Source organism: Corynebacterium qintianiae, from assembly GCF_011038645.2.
Taxonomy (GTDB): Bacteria; Actinomycetota; Actinomycetes; order Mycobacteriales; family Mycobacteriaceae; genus Corynebacterium; species Corynebacterium qintianiae.
Genome location: NZ_CP064955.1, coordinates 725028 through 741146 on the forward strand (window position 1 = coordinate 725028; position 16119 = coordinate 741146).

19 protein-coding genes are annotated in these 16119 nt (G+C 65.1%); 9 read left to right on the forward strand and 10 right to left on the reverse strand.

What is annotated here, in order from left to right; translation table 11 throughout:
• Positions 1–15: 15 nt before the first annotated feature.
• Entirely contained in the window at positions 16–645 is a 630-nt protein-coding gene (locus tag G7Y29_RS03630) for a CPBP family glutamic-type intramembrane protease (RefSeq protein WP_165002031.1), read from the reverse strand.
• 25 nt (positions 646–670) lie between these two features.
• Between G7Y29_RS03630 and G7Y29_RS03635 the strand changes: the two genes are divergently transcribed.
• The gene (locus G7Y29_RS03635) at positions 671–2089 is read left to right on the forward strand and encodes an SDR family NAD(P)-dependent oxidoreductase (RefSeq protein WP_165002032.1); all 1419 of its coding nucleotides are present in this window, start codon (positions 671–673) and stop codon (positions 2087–2089) included.
• Here the strand turns inward: G7Y29_RS03635 and G7Y29_RS03640 are convergent.
• Complete coding sequence (locus G7Y29_RS03640) at positions 2076–3371, reverse strand: cryptochrome/photolyase family protein (RefSeq protein WP_165002033.1); 1296 nt, start codon at positions 3369–3371, stop codon at positions 2076–2078. The two genes, G7Y29_RS03635 and G7Y29_RS03640, sit on opposite strands and share 14 nt — an antisense overlap.
• Before the next feature lie 132 nt (positions 3372–3503).
• On the opposite strand from G7Y29_RS03640, the gene G7Y29_RS03645 reads away from it, so the two are divergent.
• The gene (locus G7Y29_RS03645; protein ID WP_165002034.1) at positions 3504–4307 is read left to right on the forward strand and encodes a Bax inhibitor-1/YccA family protein; all 804 of its coding nucleotides are present in this window, start codon (positions 3504–3506) and stop codon (positions 4305–4307) included.
• Positions 4308–4381: 74 nt separating this feature from the next.
• Here the strand turns inward: G7Y29_RS03645 and G7Y29_RS03650 are convergent, their stop codons facing one another.
• The 3 genes from G7Y29_RS03650 to G7Y29_RS03660 are packed head-to-tail and all read right to left on the reverse strand — an operon-like array spanning position 4382 to position 5952.
• Complete coding sequence (locus G7Y29_RS03650) at positions 4382–4888, reverse strand: hypothetical protein (protein ID WP_165002035.1); 507 nt, start codon at positions 4886–4888, stop codon at positions 4382–4384.
• A 17-nt stretch (positions 4889–4905) separates the two neighbouring features.
• Entirely contained in the window at positions 4906–5430 is a 525-nt protein-coding gene (greA, locus tag G7Y29_RS03655) for a transcription elongation factor GreA (RefSeq protein WP_165002036.1), read from the reverse strand.
• Between the two features lie 42 nt (positions 5431–5472).
• Complete coding sequence (locus tag G7Y29_RS03660; protein ID WP_235933467.1) at positions 5473–5952, reverse strand: DUF4307 domain-containing protein; 480 nt, start codon at positions 5950–5952, stop codon at positions 5473–5475.
• A 50-nt stretch (positions 5953–6002) separates the two neighbouring features.
• Between G7Y29_RS03660 and mca the strand changes: the two genes are divergently transcribed.
• The 3 genes from mca to G7Y29_RS03675 are packed head-to-tail and all read left to right on the forward strand — an operon-like array spanning position 6003 to position 7967.
• A complete protein-coding gene (mca, locus tag G7Y29_RS03665; RefSeq protein ID WP_165002037.1) occupies positions 6003–6887 on the forward strand; it encodes a mycothiol conjugate amidase Mca in 885 nt (294 codons plus the stop codon).
• Positions 6884–7162, forward strand: a complete 279-nt coding sequence (locus G7Y29_RS03670) for a hypothetical protein (protein ID WP_165002038.1) — start codon at positions 6884–6886, stop codon at positions 7160–7162. The genes mca and G7Y29_RS03670 overlap by 4 nt, the downstream gene beginning before the upstream one ends.
• Positions 7163–7196: 34 nt before the next feature.
• A complete protein-coding gene (locus tag G7Y29_RS03675; protein ID WP_165002039.1) occupies positions 7197–7967 on the forward strand; it encodes an isoprenyl transferase in 771 nt (256 codons plus the stop codon).
• Here the strand turns inward: G7Y29_RS03675 and coaA are convergent, their stop codons facing one another.
• Complete coding sequence (gene coaA / locus G7Y29_RS03680; RefSeq protein ID WP_430393281.1) at positions 7968–8909, reverse strand: type I pantothenate kinase; 942 nt, start codon at positions 8907–8909, stop codon at positions 7968–7970. It lies immediately after the preceding gene.
• A gap of 83 nt (positions 8910–8992) precedes the next feature.
• Between coaA and glyA the strand changes: the two genes are divergently transcribed.
• Entirely contained in the window at positions 8993–10285 is a 1293-nt protein-coding gene (glyA, locus tag G7Y29_RS03685; protein WP_165002041.1) for a serine hydroxymethyltransferase, read from the forward strand.
• On the opposite strand, the gene G7Y29_RS03690 is transcribed toward glyA, so the two are convergent.
• On the reverse strand, positions 10236–10649 hold the full coding sequence (locus G7Y29_RS03690) for a DUF5997 family protein (protein WP_165002042.1): 414 nt from the start codon (positions 10647–10649) through the stop codon (positions 10236–10238). The two genes, glyA and G7Y29_RS03690, sit on opposite strands and share 50 nt — an antisense overlap.
• A 23-nt stretch (positions 10650–10672) precedes the next feature.
• On the opposite strand from G7Y29_RS03690, the gene G7Y29_RS03695 reads away from it, so the two are divergent.
• The 3 genes from G7Y29_RS03695 to G7Y29_RS03705 are packed head-to-tail and all read left to right on the forward strand — an operon-like array spanning position 10673 to position 12493.
• Positions 10673–11290 (forward strand): LysR family transcriptional regulator substrate-binding protein, encoded by a 618-nt coding sequence (locus G7Y29_RS03695; RefSeq protein ID WP_165002043.1) that lies wholly within the window; start codon positions 10673–10675, stop codon positions 11288–11290.
• Between the two features lie 55 nt (positions 11291–11345).
• Entirely contained in the window at positions 11346–11921 is a 576-nt protein-coding gene (locus G7Y29_RS03700) for an LGFP repeat-containing protein (RefSeq protein WP_165002044.1), read from the forward strand.
• Positions 11922–11932: 11 nt separating this feature from the next.
• On the forward strand, positions 11933–12493 hold the full coding sequence (locus G7Y29_RS03705) for a GNAT family N-acetyltransferase (RefSeq protein ID WP_165002045.1): 561 nt from the start codon (positions 11933–11935) through the stop codon (positions 12491–12493).
• Here G7Y29_RS03705 and G7Y29_RS03710 read toward each other — a convergent pair.
• The 3 genes from G7Y29_RS03710 to G7Y29_RS03720 are packed head-to-tail and all read right to left on the reverse strand — an operon-like array spanning position 12483 to position 16089.
• Positions 12483–14027 carry an MDR family MFS transporter gene (locus tag G7Y29_RS03710; RefSeq protein WP_165002046.1) on the reverse strand — a complete coding sequence of 515 codons (1545 nt, stop codon included), beginning with the start codon at positions 14025–14027 and terminating at the stop codon, positions 12483–12485. The genes G7Y29_RS03705 and G7Y29_RS03710 overlap by 11 nt on opposite strands.
• Positions 14021–14644 carry a TetR/AcrR family transcriptional regulator gene (locus G7Y29_RS03715; protein ID WP_249399798.1) on the reverse strand — a complete coding sequence of 208 codons (624 nt, stop codon included), beginning with the start codon at positions 14642–14644 and terminating at the stop codon, positions 14021–14023. The genes G7Y29_RS03710 and G7Y29_RS03715 overlap by 7 nt, the downstream gene beginning before the upstream one ends.
• Before the next feature lie 44 nt (positions 14645–14688).
• A complete protein-coding gene (locus G7Y29_RS03720; protein WP_165002047.1) occupies positions 14689–16089 on the reverse strand; it encodes a class II fumarate hydratase in 1401 nt (466 codons plus the stop codon).
• Positions 16090–16119 lie beyond the last annotated feature (30 nt).

A 16119-nucleotide genomic window follows, 5' to 3' on the forward strand; every position in this document is an offset into this window, starting at 1 on the left:
ACTGTCGGGGAATTGTTAGAAGAACAGCGGCAAAATGAACAGCATACCGATGCTCCACGTCAGGTGGAGCGCAATCGGGGAATACAGTCGCTCGCTGCGCACGACCTCGAAGTGGGCTACGGCGCCGACCACGGCGGCCGCGAGGATGAGCAGAGGCACACCCATGGCGACGGTGACGAGGCAGTACAGGGAAACCGAGACCGCCGCGACCGCCGCCGTCCTTGTCACTAAGCCCCGGGCGCGCAGCTGGCGCGGCACGGCATCGCGGTAGATGAGCTCCTCGCCGATGCCGTTGATTACAAGAACGAAGAGGGTCGGCCCCCAACCGCCGCGGTCGACCGTGGACAGCAGCTGATCGACGGGTTCCGCCAGAGCCGGGATCCGGCTGACCACCACGGCACCCGCCACGAACAGCGCCGCCAGAAGCGCGCCGACGACGATGCCGCGGCCGATTTCCTGCGCGCGGCGGGGGCCCGCGAACGCGTCGCGGGAACCCATGAACCACCACGCGGCGGCGTAGACCAGGGCCGTGATCACGGTGGCCAGGTAGAAGCCCGGGGTACCGTCACCCGCCCAGCGCGCGGCAAACAGGCCGGCGGCGCCGACGAGGCAGGGGAGCAGGAACGCGAGTCTGGGTAGTGGCATTGCAGAAAAGTATAGGCTCGACCCCATGAAGCTCGCTCTCGTTACAGGCGCCACCGGTTTCATCGGGCAGCGCGTCGTGCTCGACCTGGTCAAGAAAGGCTGGCGGGTGCGCTGCCTGTGCCGCAGCCTCGATAAGGCAATGTCTATGCCGTGGGCGAAGTATGTGGACTCGGGCGAGGTCGAGGTCGTCGTGGGCGACGCCGCTGAGCGCGCCGATGTCGAACGCGCCCTCGACGGTGTGGACTGTGCCTGGTACCTGCTGCACTCCATGTCCTCGGGTAGTGGGTTCGCCGAAAAGGAGGCGGGCATGGCGCGCCAGTTCGGCGAAGTGGCGGCCGAGAAATCGGTCGGGCGCATCGTCTACCTGGGTGGGCTGCACCCCGAAGGGCCGGAGGCCGCGGACATGTCGGAGCACCTCGCCTCCCGCGTCCGCGTCGGCGAGGAACTGAGGTCCGCAGGCGTGCCGACGGCCGCGCTGCAGGCCGGGGTCGTCATCGGCGACGGCTCCCTGTCTTTCAAGCTGCTGCGCCACGTCTCCGAGCGCGTGCCCACCTTCGCCGCGCCGCGCTGGATCACTAACCGCATCACGCCGATTTCTGTGCGCGACGTCGTTCACTACCTCGTCGCTGCGGCCGATTTGTCGCCCGAGCAGGACCGGGCCTTCGACATTGGCGGCCCCGACACAATGCCGTATGTCGACATGATGCAGCGATACACCCAGGTAAAGGGCGTGAACCGCCGTCCGTTCCTTGCGGCGCCGATCATGACGAGGCGCTTCGCCTCTTTCGGCCTATCGGTGCTGACCCCGCTGTCGATGAAGGAGATCCTGCCCATCTTCGACAGCGTTTCCTCCGACACCGTGCTCGAGGAGCGTGACCTTGAGTCACTCGTCGGCACGCCGGAAGGCGGGAACCAGCCCTTCGATGAAGCGGTTGCGATCGCGGCCGAGGGCACTGACGCGGGCCGCTACGGCAGGATCGCGACGACGGTTCACCTGTCGGTGCTCGCGGCCGCCGTCGCGGGCTCGTTGCTCACGGACCCGGATTCGCGCGAGTACAGGAATCTGAAAAAGCCGTCCTGGCAGCCCCCGGCTGCGGCGTTTCCCCTCGTGTGGACGCTGCTGTACGTCGACCTCGCGGTGATCTCCACCACGACCATCGCGGACTCACTGGAAGAAGGCGAGCCGGACGCGGCGCGCGGCGACGCCCTCGCACTCGCGGGCAACCTGGTCTTGAACGCCGGATGGAGTGGCGTGTTCTTCCGCTCCCGTAGGCGAGGCTTGTCGACGGCCTGGGCAGCAGCCCTCGCAGCCTCCTCCGCGGACCTCGTCCGCCGCGCGTACCGCCGCTCGCCGACACGGGCTGCGCTTCTGGCCCCCTACCCGCTGTGGTGCGCATTCGCGACAGTGCTGACGGGGCGGATCGCTCGCCTCAACCAGTCCTAATGCCGTCGTAGGCCGCCAGAGCCGTGCGCCGCGACTCTTTAATGTCGACCATCGGCTCGGGATAGAGCGGGGTGTTTGCCTCCGGAACCCAGCGCCGCACGTAGTTGCCGCGCGGGTCAAATTTTTCGGCCTGTGTCAGTGGGTTGAACACGCGGAAGTAGGGCGCGGCGTCGTCACCCGAGCCCGCGACCCATTGCCAGTTGAACGCGTTGGAGGCTGCATCTGCGTCAACAAGCGTGTCCCAGAACCACTCCTCACCGTGGCGCCAGTGGATGCCCAGGTTTTTCGTTAGCCACGAGCCTGCCACCATGCGCACCCGGTTGTGCATGCGTCCGGTGGCCCAGAGCTCGCGCATCCCGGCGTCGACAAGCGGGACACCCGTGCGGCCTGACTGCCATGCCGCGAGGTCGCCCGGTACGTCACCCGGGGTCCACTCCCAGGGGAAGCGGTCGAACTGGGCGCGCACGTTGCGCGTGGCCATGTCCGGCAGGTGGTAGAAGCGGTGCCAGGCGAAATCGCGCCACACCAGTTGGCGCAGGAAAGCCCACGTACCGGCCGCCGCAGCCCGGTGCCACACATAATCCGGGCTGATCTCGCCGAAGCGCAGGTGCGCGGAAAGGCCTGAAGTCACACCGTCAAGCGCATCGTTGTCGTAAGTGCCCTCGTCCGCGAGAGCCCCGAGAAACCTGTCGAGCTGCGTATGGGCGGCCTGCTCGCCCGGGGTGTTATGCGCGGCGAGGGTGGCGGTCCACGTCGGCTCGGGCGGGCGATCCGCGGTGACCGGCTCCACCTCGGCCGGGATGATGTCGGGTGCGGGCAGGGGCGTGGGAGGGGCGTCGAGAAGCGATGACTGCACCGCCTTGTGGAAGGGGGTGAAGACGCGGTAAGGCCTGCCCGCGGACGTGCGCACCTCCCACGGCTCGGTCAGGAGGTAGCCCGGGTGCGAGACCGCGCCGGTGGCCTCCTTGATCGGGGCATCTACCTCGTTGCGGTGGTAGCGGCGGTTCCACGTCACCTCGGCGCCGAGCTCACGGGCAAGACGGGGGACAATGTCGCGGGGGTCGCCGGAAAGCTCAATGAGCGGGGCGGGGAAAGAAGCCCGGAAGTTTTCCAGGCTGCGGCGCAGCCACCACGCGGCGGCCCCTCCCAGCGGGCGCCCCACGGTCTCATGGACGAAGAGCCCGACGACGGGCCCGCGCTCGGCCGCCCAGGACAGTGCTGCGTTGTCGGCGAGGCGCAAGTCGTCGCGGAACCAGACGAGGGTTGTGGGGGTGGCGGTCACGGCACCCAAGAATAGACGGGGCTTCCTGCGCGGCAGACGTGCGTCCGGGAACTAAAGGTACATCCGCGGCGTTGTATAGCGTGAACGTGAAACACCTACCAAGGTTTACATAAGGAAAGGAAACCGGGGACAGTGAAAAGCAACAACCCTGTTTTGACCCAGCTCCCGCAGGCAGGGGGCGGTGCGGGTTACGGGTACCAGCAGAGCTACCCGCAGCCTTACAGCCCCGTGCACTCTGATGCCGATCGCCCGATGACCGTCGACGACGTGGTGACCAAGACGGGTATCACCCTTGCCGTCATCGTCGCATTCGCGGTGGCTAACTTCGGCATTGCGTTGGCGGGCCGTCCCGATCTCGCGGTCATTCTGACCTTCGTCGGCGCTATCGGTGGTTTCATCACCGTGCTGGTCCACGCATTCGGCAAGAAGTTCGGTTCCCGCACGGTCACCCTGATCTACGCGGCGTTCGAGGGATTGTTCGCCGGCGGCTTCTCCCTCATCCTGTCTGGCTGGATGGTGGGCGGCGCTGACGCGGGCGCGATGATCTTCCAGGCCATCCTCGGCACGGTCGGCGTGTTCATGGGCATGCTCTTCGTGTACAAGACCGGTGCGGTGCGCGTCACCCCTCGCTTCAACCGCATCCTCACTGGCGCAATCGTCGGCGTCGCCGTCATGGCGCTGGGCAACCTTCTGCTCTTCTTGTTCACCGGCATGAGCCCGCTTCGCGACGGCGGCCCGCTGGCCATCATCTTTGGCGTCGTGTGCGTCGTCCTCGCGGCGCTGTCGTTCCTGCAGGACTTCGACCTCGCCGACCGCCTTGTGCGCACCGGCGCACCGGCCAAGATGGCGTGGGGCGTGGCGCTCGGCCTCGCGGTCACACTCGTGTGGCTTTACACCGAAATCCTCCGCCTGCTGTCCTACTTCAACCGGAACTAGCGGTCGATGAAAAATCCCGCGCGGCCCGAGTGGCCTGCGCGGGATTTTGTGTGCGCACCTGCACGCTGAGACGTCTAGTACTGGCTCTCCGGGTTGACCGGGATCCCGTCCACCGTCACGTTGGTGAACTGCAGCTCGCCGTTGACCTGCTGCGGGTTCGCCAGGATGATCTGGGTCTCCTCCTCGCGGCGGTCCGGATCCACCGTGACGCGGGTGCCGGTGCCGGTGGCGATCGACTCGGTCCACTCATCCCAGGTGATGTTCTCGATAAAGTCGTTCTCGTCCTGGCACGTGAGGACGATGCGGTCAGGCTCGGTACCCAGCGAGTTGCCGCAATTGACGTAAACCGGCTGCTGGCCTGCAGCTGCGGCGGATGTCGTGGCTTGGGCCTTGGAGGCCTCCGCGACGTTTGCGCGGGAAGCGGTAGTGGTTGCACCCGACAGCGAATCGGGGTCCTGGCTGGTGGCTGTAGCAACCTTGTGGCCAGAATCCACCTGGTGCGGAGGGGAGCAAGCGACGAGACCGAGCGCGGCCAAGGCGAAGAACCCGGCGGCCGTCGACTTACGGGTGGTGGTGTTCACGGTGATGTTGTCCTTTCTTAGGACCCCGCGCGCGGGGTAGCAGCCTTATCTGAATCATACGGCTCTGCCGAGACAATGGTGACGGAGATTTCGCGGCCGCTCGGGGCGTTGTAGCTGCGGGTCTCACCCTCGGAGGCGCCGATCAGTGCGGATCCCAGCGGGGAGTTTTCGGAGTACGTTTCGAGATCCTTGTTACCGGTGGAGGCGGCGCGGGTGCCGATCAGGAACGTTTCCTTGTCGTTCTCGTCGCCGTTGTAGTACACGTGGACGACGGAGCCGACCTGCGCGACACCTTCGACAACACCGGTGCGCTCGGTGGTGGCGTTGGCCAGGATCTCGGAGATCTGCTTGATCCGCGCCTCCTCCTGATCCTGCTGCTCACGGGCGGCGTCGTAACCTGCGTTCTCCTTGAGGTCGCCTTCCTCGCGGCGCTCGTTGATTTCGGCGGCGATGACGGGGCGGTTGTCGATAAGCGCCTGAAGCTCGTTCTCGAGCTTCGCCTTCATTTCCGGGGTGATGTACTGCTTCTGGATCTCAGCCATATGTAAACCTTCCGTCACGTGCCAATACTGGGCCGAATTCTATCACGCGGTTGGTGCCGAATAAGCCGCGGTGTACGTCTGGGAGGTGTCCATGTAGAAGGGGATGTCTTCCGAGCAGCCGTAGATTCGTCCTGAGACCGCCGGCTTGCGCACCGGGAGGTCGACGCCGACGTGGATGAGCTCGTCACCGCCCGCCGGAACAATAACTTCTCGACGGCCCACCTCGGCGAAGTCGTAGTCGACGGCCGTGACGATGCAGTACGTCGGCACAGAGGTGTCGCGACGCGTGACGTCGATCCACAACCGCGTCGTCTCATCGTCGACGGCCTCCTGTGTGACGAAGCTGGCAGTGACGGGAACGGACTGCCGCTGCATGTAGGTGCGGGCTCCGGCGACGAGGACGAGCACGACCATGAGTACTGCCGCGATCGCGAGAACCTTGCCGCCGATTCCGGAAGTCGGGTTCGGTGAGTCCTGGTCGCCGTATCGGCTCTTTGGGCGGGCAAGCTCGTTATTGGTCACCACACCGATAGTACTAAGATGGGCCCGAGTTCAACGATTGGAGATACTGCATGCGCCTTCTGGCAGTACACGCACACCCGGACGACGAGTCCTCTAAGGGCGCGGCCACCATGGCCCGCTACGCTGCGGAGGGGCACCGCGTTAAGGTTGTGACCTGCACCGACGGGAAGCGCGGCGACATCCTGAACCCCGCGATGGACCGCCCGGGCGTGCTCGAGAACATCATGGACGTGCGCAAGGACGAGATGGCGCGCGCCGCTGCGGCGCTTGGGGTGGAGCACGAGTGGATGGGCTACGAGGATTCCGGCCTGCCCCAGGGCGACCCTCTGCCGCCTCTGCCGGAGGGGTGCTTCGCGCTCGTCGATACGCTCGAGGCGGCTGCATCCCTGGTGAGAGTGATCCGGGAGTTCCGCCCCCATGTGATCATCACCTACGACGAGAACGGGGGATACCCGCATCCCGACCATCTCAAGGTGCACGAGATTTCGATGGTGGCGTGGGATAAGGCGGGCGACCCGGAATTCGCGCCCGGGGCGGGCGAGCCGTGGACGCCGCTGAAGATGTACTACACGCACGGCTTTGTCCTGCAGCGTATGCAGCTCCTCCACGACCGGCTTCTCGGGCAGGGAGCGGAAAGCCCCTACGGGTACATGATCAAACGCTGGAAGGAAAACGAGGCCGATGTCATGGGCCGCGTGACCACCCGCATCGAGTGCGGCGACTACTTCAGCAACCGCGCCGCGGCACTTACCGCCCACGCCACCCAGATCGACCCCGCCGGCGCATTCCTTGCCAGCCCGGTGGAGGATCAGCAAGCAGTGTGGCCGACCGAGGAGTTCGAGCTCGCGCGTACACGCGTATCGACGCACCTGCCGGAGGACGACCTGTTCGCGGGCCTAAATAACGGGCTGGATAACAAGAAGGATGAGCAGTGACAGACACCGTTGCAATAATCGTGGCTCAAGCGCCGCCGCAGACGCCGGTGGGGCCGGAGTTCGGCAAGGCGTCCCCGATCGGGATGCTCATCATCGTGGCGCTGGCAGTGCTGATCCTGAGCCTCGGATTCGCGTTCCACCGTCGCCTGTCGCGGTTCAACCGCCGCAAGATTTTCGCCGAGGCGCACGGGATTGACCCGTTCGACCAGAAAGCCATCGACAAGGCCATGGCCGAGGCGGGGATTCTGGACCGCAGCCGCCAACGGTTCATCTGACGCCGGGAGAAGTTGTGAAAGGTAGGGAGCAGCCGTGACCGTGCTGGCGAAGATCCTTTACCCCTTCTACGAGGCGCGGCTCAAGCGCGACCTGCGCGGGAAAAAGCGCCCCCAGCATATAGCGGTGATGGCGGACGGCAACCGGCGCTGGGCGCGGGAGGCCGGCTACACCGACGTGTCCCACGGGCACCGCGCCGGTGCCGCTAAGATCGGTGAACTGGTGCGCTGGTCCGCTGAGATGGACATCGACGTAATCACCATCTACCTGCTGTCCACCGAGAACTTGCAGCGCACGACGGAGGAGGTCGAGCTACTTTTCGACATCATCTCGGACGTGGTGAAAGACCTGGCTGCTGAGGACTACTCCTGCCGGATCAAGCTCGTCGGCCACCTGGAATTGTTGCCGGATGCCGTCGCGGAGGGCATGCAGCGCTCCGCGGCGGCGACCTCGGACAAGGGCGGTCTCAGCGTGAACATCGCGGTCGGGTATGGCGGGCGCCAGGAGATCGTGGACGCGGTACAGACATTAATTAGAGACGAAGTCGAGGCCGGAACCACGGCGCAGCAGCTTGCGGACAAGGTTACGGCCGGGGCCATCGGGGACAACCTCTACACGTCCGGCCAGCCCGACCCGGATCTGGTGATCCGAACCTCGGGTGAGCAGCGGCTCAGCGGGTTCCTGTTGTGGCAGGCAGCCTACTCCGAGATCTGGTTCACGGACACCTACTGGCCGGCGTTCAGGAAGATCGACTTCCTTCGCGCGCTGCGCGACTATTCGCAGCGTTCCCGCCGCTTCGGTAAGTAATCACATCTTGCGCATGCGGACACGCTGCACCGAGTGGTCGGCTCCCTTGCCCAGGACGAGGGACGCGCGCACGCGGGTGGGCAGGATATTCTCCACCAGGTTGGGCAGGTTGATGGATTGCCAGATTTCGCGGGCCTCGCGGGTCGCCTGGGCGTCGTCAAGCTCGGCGAACTTGGCGAAGTGCGCGCCCGGCTCGCGGAAAGCGGTGGTGCGCAGCTCGAGGAAGCGATCGATGTACCACTGCTCGATGTGCTCGGTCTTCGCGTCGACGTAGACGGAGAAGTCGAAGAGGTCCGAGACCATCAGTGTCGGGCCGGTCTGCAGGACGTTGAGGCCCTCGAGGATGAGGATGTCGGGCCTGTCCACGAGCTGGTGCTTGTCGGGGATGACGTCGTAAAGCTTGTGTGAATAGACGGGAGCCTCGACCCCGGCTGCGCCGGACTTGACCTCGGTGACGAAGCGCATGAGGTTGCGGCGGTTGTAGGACTCGGGGAAGCCCTTGCGCTTGAGCAGCCCTCGTTCACGCAGTGTGTCGGTGGGGTAGAGAAACCCGTCCGTGGTGACTAGGTCGACCCGGGGGTGGGAGTCCCAGCGCTGCAGCAGCACCTGCAGGAGGCGGGCGGTGGTGGACTTGCCGACGGCCACCGAGCCCGCGACTCCGATGATGTAGGGAACGCGCATGGATTCGCCGAGGAACATCGCGCTCGTGGCGTTGAGTCGCTGGGCGGCTTCCACGCGCATGTGTATGAGACGGGAGATCGGCAGGTAGATGTCGGCTACCTCGCGCAGATCGAGGTTCTCGCCGATACCGGCGAGCTGCGCCAGCTCCTCCTCGGTGAGCACCTGCGGCATCGCGGCGCGCAGGTGGCGCCAGTCTTCGCGACGGAAGTCCACGTACGGGCTCGAGGGGCTGGAATCAGCGGGGCGGGACATGGCCCCCATTGTGTCACCAGGTGCCTATACTGGCTCGAAAGGCTCACCTTACGAGACCCCGACGAGAACCGACGAGAAAGGACCCGATTTACGTGTCTGAAGATCTCCGCTACCAGGACCTCGCTTCCCTGGACCCCGAAGTACACGAGGCCATTGTCAACGAGCTCGGCCGCCAGCGCGACACGCTGGAGATGATTGCGTCGGAGAACTTCGTTCCCCGCGCCGTTCTCCAGGCGCAGGGCTCCGTCCTGACGAATAAATACGCGGAGGGTTACCCGGGCCGCCGCTATTACGGCGGCTGCGAGCACGTCGACGTCATTGAGGACCTCGCGCGCGACCGCGCCAAGGAGGTTTTCGGTGCGCAGTACGCCAACGTGCAGCCTCACTCCGGTGCGCAGGCCAACGCGGCTGTCCTCATGGCTCTGGCGGAGCCGGGCGACACCATCCTCGGTCTCGACTTGGCGCACGGCGGCCACCTCACCCACGGCATGAAAATCAACTTCTCCGGCCGCCTCTACAACGTCGCCGCTTACCAGGTGGAGAAGGACACCCACCTGATCGACATGGAGAAGCTGCGAGAGCAGGCCCGCGAGGTCAAGCCGAAGGTGATCATCGCCGGCTGGTCCGCCTACCCGCGCCAGGAGGATTTCGCGGAGTTCCGCTCTATCGCGGACGAAGTTGGGGCCTACCTGTGGGTAGACATGGCGCACTTCGCCGGTCTCGTGGCCGCGGGCCTGCACCCGTCGCCGGTGCCGCACGCCCATGTGGTGTCGTCGACCGTGCACAAGACGCTCGGCGGCCCGCGCTCGGGCTTCATCCTCACCAACGACTTGGAGCTGCACAAGAAGCTCAACTCGGCAGTGTTCCCGGGCCAGCAGGGCGGCCCGCTCATGCACGCCGTCGCCGCCAAGGCCACGGCGTTCAAGATCGCCGGCACCCCCGAATTCAAGGACCGCCAGCAGCGCACCTTGGACGGCGCGCGCATCCTGGCTGACCGCCTGACCCGCGAGGACGCTAAGTCGGCGGGAGTCGACGTTGTCTCGGGTGGCACCGACGTCCACCTGGTGCTGGTGGACCTGCGCAACTCCGACATGGACGGGCAGCAGGCCGAGGATCTGCTTCACACCGTGGGAATTACCGTCAACCGCAACGCCGTGCCGTTCGACCCGCGTCCCCCGAAGGTGACTTCCGGCCTGCGCATCGGTACCTCGGCGCTGGCCACCCGCGGTTTCGGTGGCGAGGACTTCACTGAGGTCGCCGAAGTCATCGCGGAGACCCTGATCAAGGGCGAGGCCGCCGACACCGAAGCGCTTCGCTCGCGCGTCGACGCGCTGGCTAAGAAGTACCCTCTGTATCCGGATCTGGAGAGCTGGAAGATGCTTTAACGGTCCGTGCGAGGCGCAGCCACTCGGGCTGGTTCTGCAGCAGTTCCGAGATCTGCTCGGTGGTCAGCGGCTCGTCCATCCCGTTCTTCTTCAGGGCGGTGATGCTGATGCCGAGCTTGCGCGCAACCTCGGGGCGGGGGTGTGGTCCGTTGAGGCGCAGCTCGGAGAGCCACTCGGGTGGGTTGGTCTGCAGCTCGCGCAGCTGGGCGTGGGTCACCGCGCCGTTGCGAAACTCCGCAGGGGTGGCGGGCAGGTAGATACCCAGCTTGGCGGCGGCGGTGGCCGGCTTCATCGCGGTGCCGGACGGCTCCCTGTCGAAGGGGTTGCTCGCGGTGGAGTTGATCGCGGTGGAGTTGTCAGTCATGACCTCGACGGTAGCATTCAGGCATGCTCTCTCTCGCTTTCGCAACCGGCACCGAGCCCGGCAAATGGTTCAGGCGCTACACAGAAGCCACCGACCACGGTCTCGACACCCGGGACGCGGATGATCCCATCGCACTGCTTGAAGCGGGGGAGTGCCACGTCGCGCTCGCGCGGCTGCCGGATCCCCGCGTCAGCGACGACTACCACGTTGTCGTCCTCTACGAGGAGGCCGCCGGGGTCGCCGTCTCAAAAGATTCGGTCTACGCGGAAGTCGGGGAGCGCGTGCTTGTCGACGACTTGGCGGGCGAGCCCGTGAACTACCGTTACGTCGACGGGGCGTCGATAAGCCGGCTGCGGCCCGCCCTTCAGTTGGTGGCCGCGAACGTCGGAGTCGCGTATGCCCCCAAGCCGCTGCTCAAGGCGCTTTCCAAGAAACAAGTCACGGTGCTCGATGTCGAAGGAGAAGCGTCGCCGATTGCCTTGGTGTGGCGCAAAAACGACGATGGTGACGCGATCCAGGACTTCGTGGGGGTGGCTAAGGGTCGCACTGTGAGGTCGTCGAGAAGCGCTGTGCCCTCGGCGAAGCCCTCGAAAAAGCGCCCGGTTCCGAAGCAAGGTCGGGGGAGGGGACGCCGCCGTTAACCTGAAATTTGCATAATGGTTACCGTATGTATTCCCGAGCCGAAAGGTAGTATTCATGAATATCACCCGAACCATTACTGCGACCGTCGCCGCCGCAGCGTTGACCACCGGCCTCGTCGCGTGCTCCGCCCAGGAGGACAAGGCGGCAGAGACGGCTGAGACGACGGTGGCCGAAACCGCCACGGAAACCAACACGGCCACGGAGACTGCTACCCCGTCGGAATCTAAGGGTGCAACTGAGGCTGAGGCTGGCACCGTGGCCGTCGACACCGCAGACGGTGCGCAGGCGATGGTTCCGGCCGGTCTCGCCGAGGCGATGGACACCTACGCCCAGGCCGAATGGGGCGAGCCGCTCAGCGTCGAAGAGACCGAGGAAGGCTGGATCACCGCCTACGACGGCGGCCACTACGTCACGTGGAACGAGAACACCGGCGGCGCGCCGACCTGGGGCGAAATCGCGAACAACTGGCTCACCACCGTCGAACCCGAGCAGGGCCTCGGTTTCCCGGTCGCAGCCGAGACCCCGCTTGAGGATGGCTCCGGGTGGGTTCAGGAGTTCGAGAACGGCACCATCGAGTGGGCGCGCGGTGAGGATGGGCTGTTCCAGGCGAACGTTAACGTCACCAACTAGAGTTAGGCACCATGTCTGATACGACCCGAAGCGGTTTCCGTCTCCGCCCGATTCGCCCGAGTGACTACCCGCAAGTCCGCGAGATCTACGAGGCAGGATTGAACTCCGGGCACGCGACCTACGAGTCGAAGGGGCAGAACTGGGAAGAGTTCCGCCAGAAGAAAATTATGGAAACCGTCTTCGTGGCCGTGGATGCGGACGACGACGAGCGGGTTTTAGGCTGGGTGTCGGCCGCCAAGGCGACGACACGCAGCGTGTTCCACGGCGTTGTGGAAGATTCGATCTACATTCACCCCGACGCGCGGGGCCAGGGAGTCTCCGGTGCGCTGCTGGACAAGCTCATTGATACCTGCATCGCCCTAGACAAGTGGTCCATCCACTCGTGGATCTTCCCGGAAAACGAGGGATCCGCAAAGCTGCACCTCTCGCGCGGCTTCACCAAGGTGGGCACTTTCCACCACATGGCGAAGATGGCCTACGGGGAGCTCGAGGGCGAGTGGCGCGACACGGACGTCTACGAGCTCCTGTTGCCGAAGCCCGGCGAAAAAGGCGTCAAGGGCACTAGGAAATAGTCTCTTTCAGCGGCTCTTCTTTCACCGGGAGCAACAGCGCCATGGCTGCGATCGCGAGGGGCACCATCAGCAGGAACACCGGCGTCAGGCCGTCGTTGTAGCTTGTCACCACGGCCTCGCGCAAAGCGTCAGGCAGCCCCGCCACGAACGAGGGTGTGAGGCTGTTGCGCGCGCCGCCGGAGGCGAACGCTTCGGCGTACTGCGCGCCGTCCGGCCCCATCTGCTGCAGTGCTGCGGGTAAACGCTCCTCGAGGTTGCCCTTCATGTTGTGGATGAACAGCGAACCCACGAGGGAGGCGCCGAGCGCCGAGCCCAGCTGGCGGAAGAAGTTGTTCGTCGCAGTAGCCGTTCCCACCACGGCAACGGGGAAAGAGTTCTGCACGATCAGCACCAGGACCTGCATGACCATGCCGAGGCCGAAGCCGAAGATGAACATGTAGAAACCCAGCACGGTCAGTGTCGTGGACGCTTCGAGCCGGGAGAACAGCACGAGTGCCACGGCGGTGATGGCCATGCCCACGATGGGGTAAATCTTGTACCGGCCCCAGCGCGAGATGATGAAGCCCACAGACACTCCCATGCCCAGCATGCCGAGCACCATCGGGATCATCATCAGGCCGGCCTTGGTCGGGGTCAGCCCGTGCACCATCTGCAGGTAGGTGGGCAGGTAGCCGAGAGCACCCATCATGGCGAAGCCGAGTACCACGCCCGCGGCGGTGGTGAGCACCATGTTGCGGTTGGTGAAAAGCTGCATCGGGATCAGCGGGTCGGACACGCGCAGTTCCACCACCACAAAGAGAGCGGCGGAGAGGATGGCGGCGGCGATGAGCCCGATAATGGTCGGCGAGGACCACGCATAGTCCGTTCCACCCCAGGTGGTGGTGAGGATGATGCTGCTGGTGGCCACCACCATGAGCACAGTTCCCAGCCAATCGAAACGTAGGGCTTTGTCCCCGCGCTGGCGCAGATGCAGCACAGCAGCTGAGACACCCATCGCTAGCAGGCCGAGCGGGATGTTCATCCACAGTCCCCAGCGCCAGCCGGGGCCGTCGGTGAAGAACCCGCCGAGCACGGGGCCCAGGACGGAGGCGACGCCGAACACCGCGCCGATCGCGCCCATGTACTTGCCTCTCTCGCGGGCGGGGACGACCTCGGCGATAATCGCCTGTGAATTCACCATCATGCCGCCGGCTCCCAGACCCTGGATCGCACGGCCGAGAATGAGCAGTTCCATGGTGTGGGCGAACCCGCCGATCGCGGAGCCGATGACGAACAGTGCGATGGAGCCGATGTAGAGCCACTTGCGGCCCAGGCCGTCGCCAAGCTTGCCGTTCACGGGCATCGCGATGGTCATGGTGACCATGAACACGGAGATCACCCAGCTCATGTGGTCCACGCCGCCTAGTTCACCGACGATGGTGGGCAGGGCGGTACCGAAGATCATCTGGCCGAGCGAGCTCATCAGCATCGTGAGCATGAGCGCGCCGAAGATCAGTCCGATGTGCGGCTCTTTTCGGGTTCTAGTTTCTACCATGCCAGCTCCTTGCAAAAATCGGTGTGGATGTGCGCTGCGGCGCGCACGCATTCGATGGGGGTTTTGTCCCCGGTGGGGAAGTGGGGGCTGGCGAGGTACAGGGAGAGCGCTGTGCGGCACATTTCTACAACCGAGTGGACCTCCACCTCGGCGGGGACGTCAGGCAGTTTGCGGTCTTCGGGGAATCTCGCAAGATGCTTTTCGACGGCCCGTGCCAGCGCCGTAAGAGTCTCCACGCGCCTCTTGTGGGCGGCGTGAGCCAGCGCAGGGTTGCCGGACATGAGGGCGCGGCGCCGCTCGAGGCATTCGTGGTCTTGCGATCCCTCTTTCTCGGTGAGCTGGGAGAAGATGAGCTCGACCAAGTTGCCCGAGGGGGTCAACTCGATCGTCTCCAGGGCTCCCTCATCGAGTTCAAAGGGGAATGCACCCAGGATGGCCTCGTCCTTGGAGTCGACGTAGTTAAAGAAGGTGCGCCGCGAGATGTCCGCCGCGGCGCATATGTCTTCCACTGTCACGGCGTCAAAGCCGCGCTTTTCGACGAGGTTCATTGCCTCGCCGTAAATTCGGCGCAGCGTTGTCAGGCGCTTGCGCTCGCGTAATCCAGGTGAATTTGTCACGGGGTGCAATATTACACCCCGTGCAAGGTTTGTCTATTCGCCCGCTAGTTGCGGTCGGTGTTCGCCATCGACAGCACGTCCAGGCGGCGATCCAGCTCCTCCTCGGTGAGCTTCTCGCCGTCGACGAAACCGAGGTCAATCACTGTCTCGCGGATGGTCTTTCCTTCCTTGAGCGCGGTCTTGGCCACCTTGGCGGCGTTCTCGTAACCGATCGCGGAGTTCAGCGGCGTGACGATCGAGGGCGAGGACTCGGCCAGCGTTTGCATCCGCTCGACGTTGGGCTCGATGCCGTCGACAAGCTTGGTGGCGAACTGCCGTGCGGTGTTGGCCAGCAGGCGGGAGGACTCGAGCACGTTGCGTGCCATCACCGGGATGAACACGTTGAGCTCGAACTGGCCCTGGGTGCCCGCGAACGCCACGGCAGCGTCGTTGCCGATGACCTGGGCGGAAACCTGGGTAGCGGTCTCGCAGAGCACTGGGTTGACCTTGCCCGGCATGATGGAGGAGCCCGGCTGCAGGTCCGGGAGGTGGATCTCACCGAAGCCGGCGAGCGGGCCAGAGCCCATGAGGCGGATGTCGTTGGCGATCTTGTACAGGGACACCGCAACGGAGCGCATCGCACCGGAGAACTCGACGAGAGCGTCGCGGTTGGCCTGCGCCTCGAAGTGGTTCTTCGCCTCGGACAGCTGCTGCACGCCGGTGAGAGCCTTGAGCTCTTCCGTTACCTTGGCGCCGAAGTCCGCCGGGGTGTTGATACCGGTGCCCACGGCGGTGCCGCCGATGGCGAGCTCACCCAGTCGCTCGAGCGTGGCCTCGACGCGCTGGATGCCCAGCTCGATCTGGCGGGCGTAACCGGAGAACTCCTGGCCGAGGGTGACCGGGGTGGCATCCATCAGGTGAGTGCGGCCGGACTTGACCACGGTGTGCCACTCCTTGGCCTTTGCGTCCAGAGAGGCGTGGAGCACCTTGAGGCCCGGAATGAGGTCCTCGACCGCAGCCTCGGTGGCGGCGACGTGGGTCGCGGTGGGGAAGGTGTCGTTGGAGGACTGCCCCATGTTCACGTCGTCGTTCGGGTGCACCTCGACGCCGTTGGCCTTGGCGACCGATGCGATGACCTCGTTGGTGTTCATGTTCGACGAGGTGCCCGAACCGGTCTGGAAGACGTCGATCGGGAACTGGTCGTCGTGCTGGCCATCCGCAATCTCCTTCGCGGCGGCGATGATCGCGTCGGCCTTGTCGGCGTCCAGGTTGCCCATGTCCTTGTTCACCTGGGCGCAGGCTGCCTTGAGCAGGCCGAGGGCGCGGATCTGCTGCGCCTCGAGGCCGCGGCCCGAGATGGGGAAGTTCTCCACGGCGCGCTGGGTCTGCGCGCGCCACAGGGCCTCAACCGGCACCTTGACCTCGCCCATGGTGTCGTGCTCGATGCGGTATTCCTGATCAGCCATGAATGTCTCCTTTTTCGATGGGGTTATTAA